This is a genomic window from Nocardia sp. CA-151230, assembly GCF_050942175.1.
Classification (GTDB): Bacteria; Actinomycetota; Actinomycetes; order Mycobacteriales; family Mycobacteriaceae; genus Nocardia.
In genome coordinates this window covers 4,892,491-4,908,859 of sequence record NZ_CP192061.1, presented here as the reverse complement: position 1 = coordinate 4,908,859, position 16,369 = coordinate 4,892,491, and the positions used below count along the sequence as shown (strand labels likewise).

The window sequence follows — 16,369 nt, the reverse complement described above, 5'->3', positions numbered from 1 at the left end:
CTCGGCAGGCAAGCAGGCAAGTACCGCCGATTCCTGGTCGGTCGGTGCCATAAACATGATGGCGGACAATGTGATCGATGATTCGGCATCGGCCCCGACGGCACCGGACACGCAGCCGGCCCATGGTGCGCGGCTGGCCCTGAACGGCGGTGATCCGGTACGGCGCATACCCTGGCCGACCTATGACCGGGGCGCGGTGTGCGTCCATCCCGAGGACGAGGAAGCGGCGCTGCGCGCGATTCGCAGCCATCTCTATTTCCGGTACGACCATCGCCCGCCGCATGAGACCGAGTGCGCGCGATTCGAAGCGGAACTGTGCCGCTATTTCGGGTCCGCACACGCGCTGGCCACCTCGAGCGGTACCACCGCGCTGGCGCTGGCGATCATGGCCGCCGGAGTTGAACCGGGAGACCTGATCGCCTGTCCCGGTTTCACTTTCGCCGCCACACCCAGCGCCATTCTGCTCGCCGGATGCACGCCGTTCCTGGTTGACGCCGACGAGAACCTCCACCTCGACGTGGAGGATCTGCGCCGGCGGTGGACACCGCGAATCCGGGCGATCGTGGTGGTGCACATGCGTGGCTTCGCCGGGGATATGGGCGCGTTGCTCCGATTCGCGGATGAGCAGGGCGTTCCGGTGTTCGAGGATGCCGTCCCCGCGCTCGGCGCGCGGTTGAACGGACGCAAACTCGGCACCTTCGGCCTGGCGGGCGCCTTCAGCACCCAGTCGGACAAGTCGCTCAACAGCGGCGAGGGCGGCTTCCTCATTACCGACGACAGCACCCTGTTCGCCCGGGCCACCGTGCTTTCGGGCGCATACGAGGGCCGGCTGCGGCGGCATTTCGGCGACGGTCGGTCACCGCTGGCCACCGACCTGGAGCTGCCGCTGTACAGCTTCCGCATGGACGAGATCCGGGCCGCGCTGCTGCGATCCGAACTGGAACGGCTGCCGATCCGGCTGGCCGCCTTCCGCGAGAACTACGACTATGTCGCCGCGGAGCTGGCCGACCTCGACGGCATTCGAATCCGGCAGCCGGTGGCGCCGGGCGCGTATCTGGGCGAGGCTTTCATCTTCCAGGTTGCCGAGGGTCGCGCGCAGTGGTTCGCGCGGGCGCTGTGCCAGGAGGGTATCGAGGCGCGCAACCTCGGCTCGGACTCCGATCACAATATTCGCGCCTTCTGGAATTGGCGATTCCTGTTCCGCGGCAAGGACACCGCCGCCGTGCAGGCATCCCTGCCCAATGCGACCCGCTATCTGCAACGGGCCGTGGACATTCCGCTGTCCTCGACGCTGTCGCGGGCTGATTGCGATGATCTCGTCGCCGCGGTCCGGAAGGTCGCGGCCGCCCTGACCACGACGGAGGTCGACGCGAATTCCTCGTGGGCAGGGCGACCATGACGGCCTCACCCGATACCGGAACGCTGCCGCGGCTCGCGCTCGCCGGGGTGTTCGGTGGATTGTTCTGCGGCTATCTCGGCTTGTCCGCGGCCATTCCGGCGCTGCCCGACCATGTTCGCGACCGGTTCGGCGCGGGCGATCTGAGCGTGGGCGTCGTGGTGACGGCCACCGCCCTGACCGCGCTTCTCACCCGGCCCGTGTTCGGCGGGCTGGCCGACCGGCACGGCTATCGGCAGGTCATGCGGTTCGGCGCGCTCGCCATCGCGGTCGGCGGGCTGCTGTACTTTCTGCCGCTCGGCCTGGCCGGGCTGATCGTGGTGCGGCTGCTGGTAGGTGTCGGCGAGGCCGCGCTGTTCGTGGCGGGTGCGGCCTGGACCGTCACGCTCGCGCCACACAATCGGCGCGGCCAGCTGATCGGGCTCTACGGGGTGGCCATGTGGGGCGGCATCTCGGCGGGGACGGCGCTCGGTGCGACCCTGCGGCACTTCGGGATCGGGGCGGTGTGGGCGCTGTGCGCGGCCGCGCCGCTCGCCGGACTCGCCCTGATCACCATTGCCGGGCCCGAGCCGGAGCTCGCGCGGCCGAGCGGGGGGCGCGGGCTGATGCTGAAGCCCGCGGCGCTGCCCGGACTGGCCCTCGCTCTCGCCGCGGCGGGCTATGTGGGGCTGGCCGCTTTCATCATCCGCGACCTCCAGGTGCGCGGGATCGGTTCCGGCGCCGTCGTTCTGGCCGTCTTCAGCGCGGTGTACGCGGGTACGCGGCTGGTCATCGGAAAGCTGCCGGACCAGCTCGGACCGCGGCGCGTGGGCACCTGGTCCGGTATCGGCGAGGCGGCCGGGCTGCTGATCGTCGCGTGGTCGCCGAACCTGCCGGTGGCGGTGCTGGGCGTCATCGTCATGGGGGTCGGCTTCTCACTGCTGCACCCTTCGCTGGCGTTGATGGTCATGAACAACGCCGAGAGCTCGAAACAGGGTGCGGCACTGGGGGCTTACACCTCGTTCTGGGATCTGGGGCTGTTCGTCTGGGGCCCGGCGACCGGTGCCATCGCGAGCGGGCTCGGCTATCCCGCCGTGTATCTGGTCGGCGCGGGCTGCGCGTTCACCGCCGCGATCATGGCCTGCACGATTCGGCAATCGGTCACCAACCGAGTGAGAGAGGAGGCGGCGGATGAGCAGCGCGCCCCCGGTCAAGGTCCTGTGCGTCACCGGATGGTGCCGCAACGGCAGCACCATTCTCGGCAATATCCTCAATGAGATTCCGGGCGTATTCCACGTCGGGGAACTGCATTTCCTGTGGAAGAACGCCGCCGGGCGCGGCGTCAACGAGCTGTGCGGCTGCGGGCACAAGCTCGTCGACTGCCCGTTCTGGTCCACCATTCTGCCGGTCGGCAGGCCCGACGGGGCCACCCTGGAAGACCACGCGGACACGGTGATTCGGCACCAACTCGGCTACGTCCGCACCAGGCACACGTGGCAGGTGCTCGGGCGTGGCCTGCGCAATGAGCCGATTCGCGCGCATGCGGACCTGCTGGCCCAGGTCTACCGCGCCATCGCCGAACGCAGCCGGTCGCGGGTGATCGTCGATACCTCGAAGATGCCGGGGGAGGCGGCACTGCTGTCGTACCTCGACGGGATCACCCCGTACTACCTGCATCTGGTGCGCGATCCCCGGGCCGTCGCCCAATCATGGAGCAAGCCGAAGGAATACGTGTACGCCATGTCGGCGGGCAAGAGCACCGGTTACTGGAGCGGCTTCAACCTCGCGTCGCACGCGATCGGCCGCCGGTATCCGCGGCGGTCGCTGTTCCTGCGATATGAGGACTTCATCGCCGATCCGGCGGGGACGGTCGACACGGTGCTGCGACTGTGCGAGATCGATCCGGCGGCCAACCCGATGACCGACCGGACGATCGAGCTGCACGCCAATCACACGGTCACCGGGAACCCGGACCGGTTCAACACCGGCGTCACCGTCATCCGACCGACCGACGACTCGTGGCGCGGCGCGCTGCCGAACTCGGCCAAGGCGACAGTGACGGCGCTGTCCTGGCCGCTGGCGATCCGGTACGGGTATCTGATCCCCGGTCGACATGGGAGAGGTTGAGCGACAGTGGATCTGGGGCTGACGGACAAGGTCGCACTCATCGCGGGCGGATCGAGCGGCATCGGGCTGGCGATCGCCGAGGAGCTGGCCGCCGAGGGCGCGCATGTCGCCATCGGAGCCCGCGACCCGGGACGACTGACCGCCGCCGAACGCGCGATCAAAGCGATGGCACGCGGGCGAGTCCACGCAACACGCGTGGACATCACCGACCCTCGAGCGGCTCTCCGCTGGGTCGACGAGGTCGCCGCGGAGTTCGGTGGACTCCACATCGTCGCCGTCAGCGGCGGCACACCGCCCACCGGGAGCGCGACGGCCTTCGAGGCATCCGCGTACCGGGAGGCGGTCGACACGGTCCTGATGCCCGCGGTCCAGCTGGCGTTGGCGGCCTTGCCGCACCTGCGGAATGCGCGATGGGGCCGCGTACTTCTGGTGGCATCGGAGACCGCGGTGGTCCCCATCGGCGGACTGGCCCTGTCCGGAGTGAGCCGGGCGGCGATCGTGCGGTTCGCGCAGGCCCTCGCCGCGGACGTCGGGCGCGACGGTGTGACCGTCAATGTGCTCGCACCGAGCGCGACCCGCACTCCGCTGCTGGAACGGGTGCTGGCGCAGGCCTGCGCGGACGGGCGGATCGAGGCGGAGTTGGCCGCAGTCGGCAGCAAGACCGCGGTGGGCCGCATCGCCCAGCCCGACGAAATCGCCGCCCTGGCAGCGTTTTTGGCCAGCGAACGGGCCGGCTACATCACCGGCACCGTCCAGTTGATCGACGGCGGATCGAGCGTGCTCGGCGCGTCCTCATCGCATTACACCGTTTCCCAGGAGGGGACATGCTGAAGGCAGATTCGATCAAACAGACCCTGGCGCAGGTCGTCGCGGACCGCACACACGAGCTGTCGCCGGGCCGGATGTTCGTCGAGGCCTGCGGACAGCACGGGCTGGACGCGGCGGTCGAATACGACGTGACGATCACCGATTCCCTGACCAGCTCGCGGCGCAAACCCCGCAATCCGGCCCGCAATATGCTCAAGACCATCGACCTGTCGCGCGATCCGCGCCAGTTCTATTGGCACGAGAGCGCACCCGCCCCGGGCGACACCTCCATCGCGGGCGCGGACGTTCGGCGCGAGCTGGCCAGCAGATTCCACAAGTCGCCGATTCCGGAGCTGCTCACCACCACGGCGTGGGTGCAGGTCCCGCCGGATCTGTGGAAGGACCCCGACACCTTCGAGAATTTCCTCAACTACCGCCTGATCGTGCGCTTGTGCACCGCCGAGAACCACACCATCATCAGCGGCGAGGGCGGGCTGCTGAACATGCCCGAGATCGAGCGGATGACCGAGCGGGGACCCTTCACCTCGACAATCCTGCGCGCCTGCAATGAGATCGAGCAGATGGGCGGCACCGCCGACGGCATGATCATCAACCCGGTCGACTACTACCGTGCCATGGGCAACGGTCGGCTGATGGACGACCTCGAACAGAACGGTGTGTTCATCGTCCGCACCAGGCTGGTCGAACCGGGGACCGCCATCGTCGGCGATTTCGGCCACGGCGCACAGCTTTTCGACGCGGGACGTTCGGTGATCCGATTCGCCGAGCCGCCCGCGGGCACCTTCACCGAGCCGGGGATCGCGCTGAAGGCCGAGATCTACGAGCGGGTCGTGGTCAATCTGCCGACGAACTTCTTCGTCGTCAGCGTCTAGGTCGCGCTCATGAGGCTCGAGGAGGGAACTCCCGTGCGCGAGGACCCGGATGTGGTGGTCATCGGCGGGGGAGTCGTCGGCCTGTTCTGTGCGCAGCAGTTGCGTCGGCGCGGGGCGACTGTCACGGTGCTCGAGCGCGGTGCGCTGGGCGGACCGCAATCGTGCTCGGCCGGCAACACGGGATTCGTCGGCACCCACGGTGCCGCACCCCTGGCCGAACCCGGCATGCTCGCTATCGCCGCCGCGGGTGCGACGGATCCGGACGCGCCCTGGTACATCGAGCCGCGCCTGGACGCCGAATTGTCGCACTGGCTGCGGCATTTCCGGCGCGCCTGCTCGGCCGAGGCCGCGGCGAACGGATTCCGGGTACTGATCGGGATGAAGACGCGCAGTCTCGCGATCCTGCTCGCGCTGTGCGCTTCGGAGAACATGACCGCTCTGCTCGAATCACCGGGCATCGTGTTGGCTTTCAAGACCCCGGCGGGCTTCGACGAGGCGAGCCGGACCGTGGCGCGCACTGTTGCCGGTGGTGTGCCGCTGCGGGTCCTCGGATCCGGTGAGCTCGACGAACTCGCACCGAAGACGACGTTCGATATTCACGGCGCCCTGTACAACCCCGAGGGTGCATATCTGCGCGTCCCGGAGTTCCTCATCGAATTCGGCCGGGTCCTGCGCGGTTCGGGCGTAGAGATCCGCGAGCACACCGAGGTCACCGGTTTCGGCATACGGGATCGGAATATCGTGCGGCTCAACACTACTCGCGGGGAACTACGCCCCGGTCATGTGGTCATCGCGGCGGGCGCATGGAGCGCCGAGTGCGCCCACATGGCGGGAACGGATCTGCTGCTGCAACCGATCCGAGGTCATAGCCTCACCGTGGCCATGCCGCCGAGCGCGCCCGGCCTGCCGGTGCTGCTGAGCGAGGCCAGAGTGGCGATGGTCCCGCTCGGTGACCGGCTGCGGATCGGCGGACAGCTCGAGCTGACCGGGATGAGCTGCGCGGTCTCCGAACACCGGCTACGGGCGCTGCGGCGTGCCGTGCGCGAATTCCTGCCCGACTTGGAGGAGACACCGATCCTGCAGAGCTGGAGTGGATTGCGGCCGTGCACCCCGGACAGCCTGCCCCTGATCGGTCCCGCCGGTGATCTCCGCAACCTCCTCGTCGCCGCCGGACACGGCCATATCGGCATGGGGCTCGCGCCCGCCGGCGGCGAACTCGTCGGTCAGCTCCTGGCGGGTGAGCAGCCATTCACCGACCCGATCCCGTTGCGGCCGAATCGTTTCGGCGCACCCACCTGAAGCGGCGACGGCATGGCAGACAGAATGGACGTGAGGATCGGTGTCCTGTGTCTCGACACAACGTTCACCAAGCTCCCCGGCCACATCCGCAATCCGGCGACCTTCGACTTCCCGGTCGTCTACCAGGTCGTCGCCGGTGCGACCCCGCGCCGGGTGGTGAGCGAGGCGGATCCGACCCTGCTCGAACCGTTCATCGACGCCGCCCGCGAGCTCGAATCCGAAGGCGTGGACGCGATCGCCGCCGCCTGCGGATTCCTGGTCCTGTTCCAGCAGCGGCTGGCCGATTCCGTCCGAGTCCCGCTCTACAGCTCGAGCCTCATCCAACTGCCCATGGTCCACCGCATGCTCGCCACCGATCGCACCGTGGGCCTGCTCGTCGCCGACGAACAGGCCCTCACCCGCCGCCACCTGGAAGCCATCGGCGGCGAGTCCGTTCCGATCTGTGTCACCGGAATGGCCGGGCACCCGGAATTTCGCGAGGTCGTCCTCGACGGCCGCCGCGACAACCTCGACGCAGACCGCCTCGGTGCGGAAGTCCTCGAAGAGGCGTCCCGACTGGCCGCCGACAACCCCGACATGGGTGCGCTGGTCATCGAATGCACCGACCTCGTGCCGTACGGTCACGCCATCCAGCAGCTACTGCACATCCCGGTCTTCGACATCGTGACCCTCACCAACATGGTCCACCACACCCTGTCCCACATGCCCTTCAGCATCGGGGAGCGCGGCAACGGTTAGGACGGTGTCACGGCCGCAGCGACGGCGACACCGGCCGACACGAACGTCGTGTTCGGGCTCGCTCGACCAAGGTTCCGGCTGCCGTCGAAACTATCTGGAAGACATTGGATTTCGTCGTCGACGAATGAGGAAGAGCGAGTTCCCTTGTCAATCCTGGGAACTCGCTCTCTCGTTGTGTCCGGAGGGGGACTTGAACCCCCACGCCCTAATACGGGCACTAGCACCTCAAGCTAGCGCGTCTGCCATTCCGCCACCCGGACCGGTGATGCTGCACAAGATTAGCGGAGAGGTTGGCGGAAACGGAAATCGGGGCTTGGCCAGGCGAAACAGGGTGCGCGAGGGCAGGTTTGAGGGACTAGTGGAGGATGCCGGCCAGATTGGCGTTCTTGATGGGGGTGTCCTTGTTCGCCTGGATCTGGCAGAGGCCTTGGACGGCGGCCATGGACAGGTCCACCTGGGTGCCGGCGGGCTCGTGGTCGTTGCCCGTCTGCTGCTTGATGAACTTGGTGATGGTGACCCGCTGAGTGTCGGCGTTCTGGGCGAGGTAGTCGCTGCACTTGGTGTCGCCGCCCTGGTTGAGGGCCTTCTCGACATCCGAGCAGCCCGAGAGCAGGGCTACGGCCAGTGCGGCGGCCGCCACGGCCGTCCATCGCGCGGTGTTCATCATGCGGTTCCTCGTGGGTCGTGCGCGGCGGTGTCGGCCGCGCGATCGACCGCCACTGTAGATGGGCGCGACGGTTCGGCAATCGGGGCTGGACCCGGAGATTCAGGCAGTGTGCTGTGATTTATATCACATTTCCCCGCACGTTGAGGGGGGTCGTACTGGCATGGTGGGTGCATGTCCCTGGCCTCCACCGAAACAATTCGGATCCTCGGCGCCCGCGAGCACAACCTGCGCAACGTCTCCATCGACATTCCCAAGAACAGGATCACCGTCTTCACCGGCGTCTCCGGATCCGGCAAGTCCTCCATTGTTTTCGACACCATCGCCATCGAATCCCAGCGGCAGCTCTACGCCACCTTCCCGGCCTTCGTCCTGAATTTCCTGCCGCGCTACGAACGCCCGCACGCCGAGGCCATCGAGAACCTCACCGCGCCCGTCATCATCGACCAGAAGGCGGTCGGTGGCGGGCCGCGCTCCACGGTCGGCACCATGACCGACATCTACGCTCTGATCCGAGCCCTGTTCGCGCGCTTCGGTTCTCCGTCCACCGGACTGGTCTACGACTACTCCTTCAACACCCCGCAGGGCATGTGCACCGAGTGCGACGGACTCGGCGTGGCCATCACCGCCGACCCGGGCAAACTCGTGGACCGCACGAAATCACTCAACGAGGGCGCGCTGCTGGTGCCCGGTTACACCGTCGGCAGCGGCGATTGGCAGATGTATGCCAACTCCGGCCGATTCGACCCGGACAAGAAACTCGCCGACTACGACGACACGGAATGGCGCGACCTGCTACATGGCACCGGCGGCAAAGTGGAATTGTCTTTCGCGAAAGGCACCTGGAAAGCCAATTACGAAGGCCTGGTCGACAAATTCACCCGCACCCGGCTCAAGCGCGACACCTCGGGGCTGTCGGAGAAGACCCGCGAACAGATCCAGCGCTTCCTCACCGAGGGCACATGCCCGGCCTGCCGAGGGGCGCGCCTGAATCCGAAGGCCTTGGCCACCGCTATCAATGGACGCAATATCGCCGACTGGGCGCGGCTGCAGATCACCGATCTGATAGAGGTCCTCGGGGAGATCGACGACCCGGCCGCTGTCCCGCTGGCCGCGGCCACCCGGGTCGCGCTCGAACGCGTCGCTGCCATCGGGCTGGGCTACCTGAGCCTGGACCGCGCCACCTCGACCCTGTCCGGCGGTGAGGGCCAACGCCTGAAGATGATCAAGCACCTGGGCAGCACCCTGGTCGGGATGACCTACATCTTCGACGAACCCAGCGTCGGCCTGCACCCGCGCGATGTCGGGCGGCTCAACCACATGCTGGAGGCGCTGCGGGACAAGGGCAATACCGTTCTGGTCGTCGAGCACGATCCGGATGTCATCCAGATCGCCGACCACATCGTGGATGTCGGTCCGCGCGCGGGCGTCCACGGCGGCGAAGTCGTGTTCACCGGCAGTTTCGCCGAGTTGCGGGTGGCCGAGACCCCCACGGGCGCGGGATTGCGCCGCACCTTCCGGGTCAAGGAGAACTTCCGGTCCGCGACGGGCGCGCTGACGGTGGCGAATGCCAACGCGCACAACCTGAAAGATGTCACCGTCGCCATTCCGACCGGCATCCTGACCGCCGTCACCGGTGTCGCGGGCTCGGGCAAGAGCAGCCTCATCCGCGATGAATTCCTGGTCCGCTACCCGGAATCGGTCTTCGTGGACCAGTCCGCCATTGCCGCGTCCTCCCGGTCCACGCCCGCCACCTACCTCGGGCTCATGGATCCGATCCGCAAGCTGTTCGCGAAGGCGACCGGCGAACCGGCCGGCCTGTTCAGCTTCAACTCCGACGGCGCCTGCACCGAATGCGGCGGCCGCGGCGTCATCATCACCGAGATCGCCTACATGGACCCGGTCACCACCCACTGTGAATCCTGTGACGGGCGGCGGTTTTCCGATCGGGTCCTCGCGCTCACCCTGCGCGGCAAGTCGATTGCCGATGTCCTCGAGCTTTCCGCCGAGGCGGCCGTGGAGTTCTTCCCCGAGAAGACACTGAATGCCAAGTTGCGCACCATGAACGAGGTCGGCCTGGACTACCTGAGCCTGGGCCAGGCCATGAGCACCCTCTCCGGCGGCGAACGCCAGCGCATCAAACTCGCGACGCAGCTGCAGAACACCGGCACGGTCTACGTCCTCGACGAACCCACCAGCGGCCTGCACATGTCCGATGTCGACACCCTGCTCACGCTCATGGACAACCTGGTGGAGCGCGGGAACACGGTCGTTGTCATCGAGCACAACCTGGACGTGGTCGCACACGCGGACTGGGTCATCGACCTCGGGCCCGACGGCGGCAAGAACGGCGGCGAGGTCGTGTTCACCGGTACTCCTGCCGAACTGCTCAGCGATCCGGCCTCCCTGACAGGGCAGTACCTGCGCCGCTACAAGTCCGCGTGACGAAGTGCGTCACGGGTACTGATGATCCGCGGTACTGGCCGCCCGCCACGCCCTGGCTTCATCGGGATTGCCGCGGCGATTGAGGAGTTCGGCGAGACCTGCCATGGCGCGGGGGTCACCCTGGGTCGCGGCGGTGCGCCACCAGCGCTCGGCCTCGGTGAAATCGCCCCGGCGATAGCGGAAGACGCCGAGGTCGTAGGCGGCGCCCGGATGACCGTATTCGGCTGCCTGCGTCCATAGTTGGCAGGCCTGCTCCTCGTCGCCGCGCCTCTGCATGGCCACGCCCAGCTCGTAGAGCGCGTTCTGGTAGCGGCTGGCATCGGTGGGCGGAGCCGGGGGCGGCGGCGGGGTGGGGCCGCTGGTGAGCTCCACGACCAGTTCGCCGAAGTCGGGCGGGCCGACGCCGGTGCTGCAGTGCAGGACCGTCATGGCGGGTTCGCGGGCGATGAGCATGCCGTAGTTACCGGTCCAGGAGACGGTGGCCCCGGTGTCGTCCACCCAGACCGGGGTGAGGGTGATGGCGGCATCGGTCTCGGCAGGGCACACCTGGAGCTCGATGCCGCCCGACATGGCATCGCTCCAGACGTCAACCCCCCTGAGCCGGCGGCCTTCCAGCAACACATCACCACGGTCGACGGCGAGCCCGATACCGAGGCTGCGGACGCCGGGCAGCGGGGCCGCGCTGCGCACGGTGAGCCGGACCGTGGCGGGGGAGCCGCCGAGACTCTCCGAGTGCAGGGGGTAGACCTGCGCTCCGTTCCAGGTCACGGGGTCTGCGCTGTCGTATCGGTCCGCCAGTGTGGGTGCGGTCGTGGTCGGCTCGGCGTACGTATACGACCCCTTCATCTGCCCCGCCTTCCGCCGGTGCCCGGTGATGTTCGGGCCCACGGTAGTACCGATACCACCCGCCGCGTCCCGAATTTGCCAGCTACGCTCTCCAGCAAACTCCTGGTCGCATGACCGGTGTATTTTCGAGAGTGCGACCAATGTCCGGTGTCCGCATTTCGCTGGTCGATCGACGTGTAGGCCACGTCCACGCGGTGTGTCGTACTTGCGGAGGGCCCGGTGTCATGTTGAATCGTCGGCGACGTACCAGCGAACGAGTGAAAGGTAAGGACATATGGCTCTGCCCACCATGACCCCCGAACAACGCTCCGAGGCGCTGGCGAAGGCCGCGGCGGTTCGTAAGGCCCGCTCGGAACTCATCGCGCAGGTCAAGAAGGGGTCGGTCAGCCTCGCCGACGTGCTCAAGCGCGCCGACAAGGAGGACCTGGTCAAGAAGACGAAGGTGGCGGCGGTCATCAAGGCGCTCCCGGGCATCGGCCCGGTCAAGGCGGCCAAGCTGATGGACGAGGCCGAGATCCCCGCCGACCGCCGGATCGGCGGCCTGGGTTCCCGGCAGCGTGCCGCGCTGCTGGAGGCGCTGAAGGCTTGAGATCGGGGGGTGGCCTGCCGGGTCGCGAACCGGCCCGGCGGCAACCACTCCCACCGCCTCCGAATTCTCGGTGAACACGCAGGACATCGACCGATTTGGTCCAGGCGGTCCGATCCGATAACCTTGCTGAGCATCACCGGTCCGGGTGGCGGAATGGCAGACGCGCTAGCTTGAGGTGCTAGTGCCCGTATTAGGGCGTGGGGGTTCAAGTCCCCCTCCGGACACAGTCAGTAGGCCTGCGGGCGGTTTTGGATCATCTTCGACCAGAACCGCCCGTTTTTTGATGGCCATAGCCTCCCGAGGGAAACGACCATCTGCCGGATCTCTGTCGTCGTCGACTACCTCGACGGTGACCGTCCGGCGAGGATCCGCGCCGAGCGTGCGAATCGTGACCGCGCCCGGCGACATTGCCGAGCGGATCATTCCAGGCCTCCCGCAGCAGCGGTACCGCGTCGCTTTCAACGACATCACGTACGGCCGGTACGTAGTGGTCGGGTTCTTCACCGAGGAGGTGGGGCCGCAGCGCTGGGACGACTTCTTCGGAGTCTCGACGCCGCAGTTGTCGTTCCAAGCGGTATTCAACCACGCCGCCGCGATGCGCAACGGTGGCGATCGAAAGCCGGGCGGAGCACTGGCCTGTTCCGCCGGCGGGGCTCACGCCGACGCATTGCTGGACCTGCCCGACGAGGAAATCCTGTCGCGATTCACGAAGGACCTGCTCACCGTATTCCCCGAGCTGGACGGGAAGCTGGGCGACGCCGTTGTGCGCGAGCACCATCGGGTCGTCCCGTTCTGGGCGCCGGGCCGCAGGAACTCGCTTCCGACGTTGCGGAATCCGCTCGGATCGATATACCTCGCCGGCGATTATCAGCTCGATCTGCCGTCGCTCGCCGACGCGGCCGCGTCGGGCGAGCAAGCGGGAAAGCTGTGCTGGCCAGCCTGAGCCGGCCGCGATAGTCGAGGCCCGCTTTTTCCACGGGGTGTCTCGGCCGCGTTCCCAACCTCTCGAGTCGATACACCTAGGTCTTCACAGCTGTCACCGCGGCCGCGGTGAATACCTGGTACCCGCGGCCCGGGTCCAGGCCATGGATACCCCCTCCGGTCACAGGTACCGACCGTACAAGAATGGCGGCCGCCTGGCCGCCATTCTTGTACGGGACAACCGGTCGGCACCGGGATCGACCGACACCGCCTGTCGCTATTTCCGGTTCAGCTGCCAATCCGGCGGCAGGCCCTGGACTTTCGCGTCGGTGCCGCACGCCTCGATGGTCACGGTCGCCGGACCCAGGCGGAGGTCCGCGAGCCGGATGAGGCCCGCCCGGTCGGGCAGGCGCGGCGCGATGGTGAGTGTGCGTCCGGGGACGTCGGGCATCAGGCCCAGGAACGAGCGCATGAGCAGCAGGGGCGCCGCGCTCGCCCACGCCTGCGGCGAACACGAGGTGGGATACGGCACCGGGGAACTGAAATCGGAGCGCGCGAAGCCGCAGAACAGTTCGGGCGGCCGGGCCCCGAAATCCAGGATGGCCTCGAGCAGTCCGCTCGCGAGCTTCACGCTCAGGTCCACCGCGCCCGGGATATGGCCGTAGCGCATCAGACCGGCCACCGCGATGGCCGTATCGTGCGGCCACACCGAACCGGTGTGATAACCCATGGGATTGAAGTGGCGAGCGCTGGAAGACAGTGTGCGCAAACCGAATCCGCTGTTCAGATCCGCCGCGCCCAGCCGCTCGATCAGTTCGGCCGCGCGTTCATCGGGCACGATACCGGTCCACAGGCAGTGGCCGGGATTGCTCGATCCGACATCGACCGGCTGCTTCGAGCCGTCCAGGGCCAGGGCATAGCAGCTGCTCTTCGGCATCCAGAAGGCCTCGTCGAAGCGGGCTTTGAGGTCGGCCGCCTGTGTGCGCAACCGCTCGGCGAGCGCATGGTCGCCGGCCTCCTCGGCCAATTCGGCGCGGCCGATCCGGGCCGCGTAGACATAGCCCTGCACCTCGCACAGGGCGATCGGCGGGTCGGCGAGGCGGCCATCGGCGAATCCGATCGCGTCCCAGCTGTCCTTCCATCCCTGGTTGGCGAGTCCGCGGTCGGTCTTGCGCCGGTACTCGACGAAGCCGTCGCCGTCGAGGTCGGCGTCGGTGTCGATCCAGGCCAGCGCCGCGTCAGCGGCCGGCAGCAACTCCTGTACGGCTGCCGCGCCGATACCCCAGCGACGGCATTCGGCGAGCAGCATCACGAACAGCGGGGTCGCGTCGGCCGTGCCGTAGTAGATGCTGCCGCCGAGCACCCGATCACTGCCGGGACCGTAGCGCCGCTCGTGCATGATGCGGCCGGGTTCCTCCTCGGTGAGCGGATTCGACTCGGTGCCTTGGAGTTTCGCGAGCTGGCGCAGTGTGCCCAGGGCCAGGTCCGAATCCAGCAGCAATGCCATCCACGAGGTGAGCAGACTGTCGCGGCCGAACAGGGCCATGAACCAGGGAGCGCCGGCGGCCACATAGGAGGTGCCGTCGGTGGGATCGTCGAGACGCAGCGCGCCCAGATCGGTCTCGGTGCGCTGCAGGATGGCGTTGAGGCCGGCGCCGCTCGCGGTGAGGGTGGTGGTCGAGGCGCGCCAGCGGCGGATCTTGTCCGCCGGGCTGTATTCGTCGTTGTCGTCGAAGTTCATCGGGACGGCCCGATGGTCGTTGATCGGCTGGCAGTGCACCACCGTCTGCCAGCTGCCGTGTGCCGGGACCAGCACCTGCCAGGTCAGCGATCCGGGCTGAACCTCGGCGTCCTCGTCGACGGTGATGATGATGCCACGCCCCTGCTGACTGCGGTCGGTGAAGCGCAGCGCCTGCTCGGTGGCGGCCGACTCGCTGCCGCCACCGCCCGCCCGGCCCTCCTTGACCGCGAACAGGTCCGCGAAGTCCGCCTCGGCATCGAGAACCACGGTCAGGGCGGTGTCCTCGTCGCCGAGATTGAGCACGCTGATGATCTCCTGCATTCCCTCACCCACGACGCGACGGCGCTGGACCAGCACCGTCGCGTCGGCGATACCGTGCGGTGGCGGTTTGCGCGCCACGAATCGCGCCCGGAAGGGTTCGCGCACGACCACCGAAAGCTGTTCCGGCGGAAGACCGTCCACGCGCAGCTCCCATCGGGTCAGGATGCGCGTGTCCCGGTAGTACAAACCGTGGGCGGTGCCGGGGTGGATGTCCCCGAGTCGGTCGGACAGGCAGAAGGTTCCGGCCTCGACGAGGGTGATCACGCCGGCGCCACCCTCGATGAGAACGGGTGGGCCGGCATTGAATACATTCACGGGCGACCGCCGGGCGCCTGGCTGCTGAGGATCCGGGACCCCGCGGGTACCCGCACCCGGACAGAGGTTCGCGACGCCCGTTCCGCCGCCATCTCGATCGCCCGGTGATAGGCCGCCTCGTAGCCCTGCGCGAACAGGTCCGTCGCGAACAGCCTTTCGACACGCTCCCGGCAGGCGTAGGGGTCGATCTCATCGGCGCGGGCGATGTATCCGGGTAGTTCGTCGGGATCGTCGCAGATCCATCCGGTCACGCCATGTTCGACGACCTCGTCCACCGCGCCGCCGCGCAGCGCGATCACCGGTGTGCCACAGACCATGGCCTCGATCATGACAATGCCGAAGGGTTCTTCCCACCGAATCGGGAACAAAAGGCAGCGCGCGCCGGCGAGTAGATGGCGTTTCGCGGTCGCGTCGGCCTCGCCGAACACGTCGTCGCTCTCGGTGAGCAGCGGCTCGATGTAGTTGTCGAAGAACTCGTGCTCGGGCGGTTCGTTGAGCTTGCCCGCCAGGACCAGGCGCACTCCGGCGGAGTGTGCGGCCCGGAGCGCCAGGTGGGGTCCCTTGTAGGGCGCGTAGCGGCCCAGGAACAGGGCGTAGTCGAGCTTCTCGGTGCGGAATGGCCATTCCGAGGGGCGAATCGCGTTGTGCACGCGGCCGATCCAGTTCAGATCCGGCGCGAGCGCGCGCTGCCGGTCACTGATCGCCACGAGCCGCACACTGTGATCGAGCGATTGGTAGTACTCGTGCATCTCGGGGTCGACCGGACCGTGCACGGTGACGACGGTGGGAATCCCGAGCCCCCGGTACGCGGCCGCGTTGGCCGGGCCGGCGAAGGTGTGATCGTGCACGACGTCCACCGGGTCCTCGGCGTGCAGTGCCTCGATGATCTGCCAGGTCTTCATGGCATTGACGATCTCCGGGTACGGCTCGCCGAGCCGCTTGGATTGGATCTCGTCCCAGACCCGGACGAATCGAGCCTTCGTACCGGCGTGGCCGGCGCCGAGCAGCGTGACGCGGTGACCCTGATCGACCAGCTCATCGGCCAGCGTGGCGACAACAGCCTCGATACCGCCGTAGCCGACCGGTGGGATGTCGAAATACGGTGGAGCGGCGAGAACGATATGCAGCGACTGCTTCCGGGAATTGACCGCGCCGAACACAGCGGAGTTTTCGGGCTGTAGCTGCAGAAAGTCGAAGGCGTTCTCGAGTGAGGCATCGCACGTAAGTTCGCTACTCATTTCGAAACTCCTCGTCGTGAGTTGAACTGAGCCAAACCCTCGTATACGGT

Annotated in this window: 14 protein-coding genes and 2 tRNA genes; 11 read left to right on the top strand and 5 right to left on the bottom strand. The window is 67.5% G+C overall.

Annotation, left to right across the window (positions count from 1 at the left end):
- Positions 1 to 55 precede the first annotated feature (55 nt).
- From ACQP1O_RS23250 to ACQP1O_RS23220, 7 genes are read left to right on the top strand one after another with little or no spacing between them, the layout of a single operon-like run.
- Positions 56 to 1,399 carry a DegT/DnrJ/EryC1/StrS family aminotransferase gene (locus ACQP1O_RS23250; protein ID WP_433560598.1) on the top strand — a complete coding sequence of 448 codons (1,344 nt, stop codon included), beginning with the start codon at positions 56 to 58 and terminating at the stop codon, positions 1,397 to 1,399.
- Complete coding sequence (locus ACQP1O_RS23245; RefSeq protein WP_433560597.1) at positions 1,396 to 2,652, top strand: MFS transporter; 1,257 nt, start codon at positions 1,396 to 1,398, stop codon at positions 2,650 to 2,652. The genes ACQP1O_RS23250 and ACQP1O_RS23245 overlap by 4 nt, the downstream gene beginning before the upstream one ends.
- Positions 2,567 to 3,502 (top strand): sulfotransferase, encoded by a 936-nt coding sequence (locus ACQP1O_RS23240; protein WP_433560596.1) that lies wholly within the window; start codon positions 2,567 to 2,569, stop codon positions 3,500 to 3,502. The genes ACQP1O_RS23245 and ACQP1O_RS23240 overlap by 86 nt, the downstream gene beginning before the upstream one ends.
- 6 nt (positions 3,503 to 3,508) lie before the next feature.
- Positions 3,509 to 4,333: an SDR family NAD(P)-dependent oxidoreductase gene (locus ACQP1O_RS23235; protein ID WP_433560595.1), complete on the top strand. Its 825-nt coding sequence runs from the start codon at positions 3,509 to 3,511 to the stop codon at positions 4,331 to 4,333.
- Positions 4,327 to 5,202, top strand: a complete 876-nt coding sequence (locus tag ACQP1O_RS23230; RefSeq protein ID WP_433560594.1) for a family 3 encapsulin nanocompartment shell protein — start codon at positions 4,327 to 4,329, stop codon at positions 5,200 to 5,202. The genes ACQP1O_RS23235 and ACQP1O_RS23230 overlap by 7 nt, the downstream gene beginning before the upstream one ends.
- 9 nt (positions 5,203 to 5,211) lie before the next feature.
- On the top strand, positions 5,212 to 6,501 hold the full coding sequence (locus ACQP1O_RS23225) for an NAD(P)/FAD-dependent oxidoreductase (RefSeq protein ID WP_433560593.1): 1,290 nt from the start codon (positions 5,212 to 5,214) through the stop codon (positions 6,499 to 6,501).
- Between the two features lie 30 nt (positions 6,502 to 6,531).
- Positions 6,532 to 7,239 carry an aspartate/glutamate racemase family protein gene (locus tag ACQP1O_RS23220; RefSeq protein ID WP_433560592.1) on the top strand — a complete coding sequence of 236 codons (708 nt, stop codon included), beginning with the start codon at positions 6,532 to 6,534 and terminating at the stop codon, positions 7,237 to 7,239.
- 175 nt (positions 7,240 to 7,414) lie between these two features.
- On the opposite strand, the gene ACQP1O_RS23215 is transcribed toward ACQP1O_RS23220, so the two are convergent.
- A tRNA-Leu gene (locus ACQP1O_RS23215) sits at positions 7,415 to 7,499 on the bottom strand.
- 95 nt (positions 7,500 to 7,594) lie between these two features.
- The gene (locus ACQP1O_RS23210) at positions 7,595 to 7,906 is read right to left on the bottom strand and encodes a hypothetical protein (RefSeq protein ID WP_433560591.1); all 312 of its coding nucleotides are present in this window, start codon (positions 7,904 to 7,906) and stop codon (positions 7,595 to 7,597) included.
- A 171-nt stretch (positions 7,907 to 8,077) separates the two neighbouring features.
- Here ACQP1O_RS23210 and ACQP1O_RS23205 point away from each other — a divergent pair, with 171 nt between their 5' ends.
- Positions 8,078 to 10,348 (top strand): ATP-binding cassette domain-containing protein, encoded by a 2,271-nt coding sequence (locus ACQP1O_RS23205; RefSeq protein ID WP_433560590.1) that lies wholly within the window; start codon positions 8,078 to 8,080, stop codon positions 10,346 to 10,348.
- Between the two features lie 9 nt (positions 10,349 to 10,357).
- Here the strand turns inward: ACQP1O_RS23205 and ACQP1O_RS23200 are convergent, their stop codons facing one another.
- Positions 10,358 to 11,194 (bottom strand): tetratricopeptide repeat protein, encoded by an 837-nt coding sequence (locus ACQP1O_RS23200; protein ID WP_433560589.1) that lies wholly within the window; start codon positions 11,192 to 11,194, stop codon positions 10,358 to 10,360.
- Between the two features lie 274 nt (positions 11,195 to 11,468).
- On the opposite strand from ACQP1O_RS23200, the gene mihF reads away from it, so the two are divergent.
- From mihF to ACQP1O_RS23185, 3 genes are all read left to right on the top strand, one after another.
- Complete coding sequence (gene mihF, locus ACQP1O_RS23195) at positions 11,469 to 11,783, top strand: integration host factor, actinobacterial type (RefSeq protein WP_040857743.1); 315 nt, start codon at positions 11,469 to 11,471, stop codon at positions 11,781 to 11,783.
- Between the two features lie 139 nt (positions 11,784 to 11,922).
- Positions 11,923 to 12,007 (top strand) — tRNA-Leu (locus tag ACQP1O_RS23190).
- The gene (locus ACQP1O_RS23185) at positions 11,959 to 12,726 is read left to right on the top strand and encodes an FAD-dependent oxidoreductase (RefSeq protein ID WP_433567761.1); all 768 of its coding nucleotides are present in this window, start codon (positions 11,959 to 11,961) and stop codon (positions 12,724 to 12,726) included. The genes ACQP1O_RS23190 and ACQP1O_RS23185 overlap by 49 nt, the downstream gene beginning before the upstream one ends.
- A gap of 255 nt (positions 12,727 to 12,981) precedes the next feature.
- Here the strand turns inward: ACQP1O_RS23185 and ACQP1O_RS23180 are convergent, their stop codons facing one another.
- Positions 12,982 to 15,030 (bottom strand): amylo-alpha-1,6-glucosidase, encoded by a 2,049-nt coding sequence (locus tag ACQP1O_RS23180; RefSeq protein ID WP_433560588.1) that lies wholly within the window; start codon positions 15,028 to 15,030, stop codon positions 12,982 to 12,984.
- A gap of 47 nt (positions 15,031 to 15,077) precedes the next feature.
- Positions 15,078 to 16,319 (bottom strand): glycosyltransferase family 4 protein, encoded by a 1,242-nt coding sequence (locus ACQP1O_RS23175; RefSeq protein ID WP_433560587.1) that lies wholly within the window; start codon positions 16,317 to 16,319, stop codon positions 15,078 to 15,080.
- Between the last annotated feature and the right edge of the window lie 50 nt (positions 16,320 to 16,369).

Bases quoted from the DNA above. Each gene is read 5' to 3' on its own strand.
- ACQP1O_RS23240 (WP_433560596.1), top strand. From the start codon at position 2,567: ATGAGCAGCGCGCCCCCGGTCAAGGTCCTGTGCGTCACCGGATGGTGC.
- mihF (WP_040857743.1), top strand. From the start codon at position 11,469: ATGGCTCTGCCCACCATGACCCCCGAACAACGCTCCGAGGCGCTGGCG.
- ACQP1O_RS23230 (WP_433560594.1), top strand. From the start codon at position 4,327: ATGCTGAAGGCAGATTCGATCAAACAGACCCTGGCGCAGGTCGTCGCG.
- ACQP1O_RS23225 (WP_433560593.1), top strand. From the start codon at position 5,212: ATGAGGCTCGAGGAGGGAACTCCCGTGCGCGAGGACCCGGATGTGGTG.
- ACQP1O_RS23250 (WP_433560598.1), top strand. From the start codon at position 56: ATGATGGCGGACAATGTGATCGATGATTCGGCATCGGCCCCGACGGCA.
- ACQP1O_RS23205 (WP_433560590.1), top strand. From the start codon at position 8,078: ATGTCCCTGGCCTCCACCGAAACAATTCGGATCCTCGGCGCCCGCGAG.
- ACQP1O_RS23200 (WP_433560589.1), bottom strand. From the start codon at position 11,194: ATGAAGGGGTCGTATACGTACGCCGAGCCGACCACGACCGCACCCACA.
- ACQP1O_RS23210 (WP_433560591.1), bottom strand. From the start codon at position 7,906: ATGATGAACACCGCGCGATGGACGGCCGTGGCGGCCGCCGCACTGGCC.
- ACQP1O_RS23175 (WP_433560587.1), bottom strand. From the start codon at position 16,319: ATGAGTAGCGAACTTACGTGCGATGCCTCACTCGAGAACGCCTTCGAC.
- ACQP1O_RS23245 (WP_433560597.1), top strand. From the start codon at position 1,396: ATGACGGCCTCACCCGATACCGGAACGCTGCCGCGGCTCGCGCTCGCC.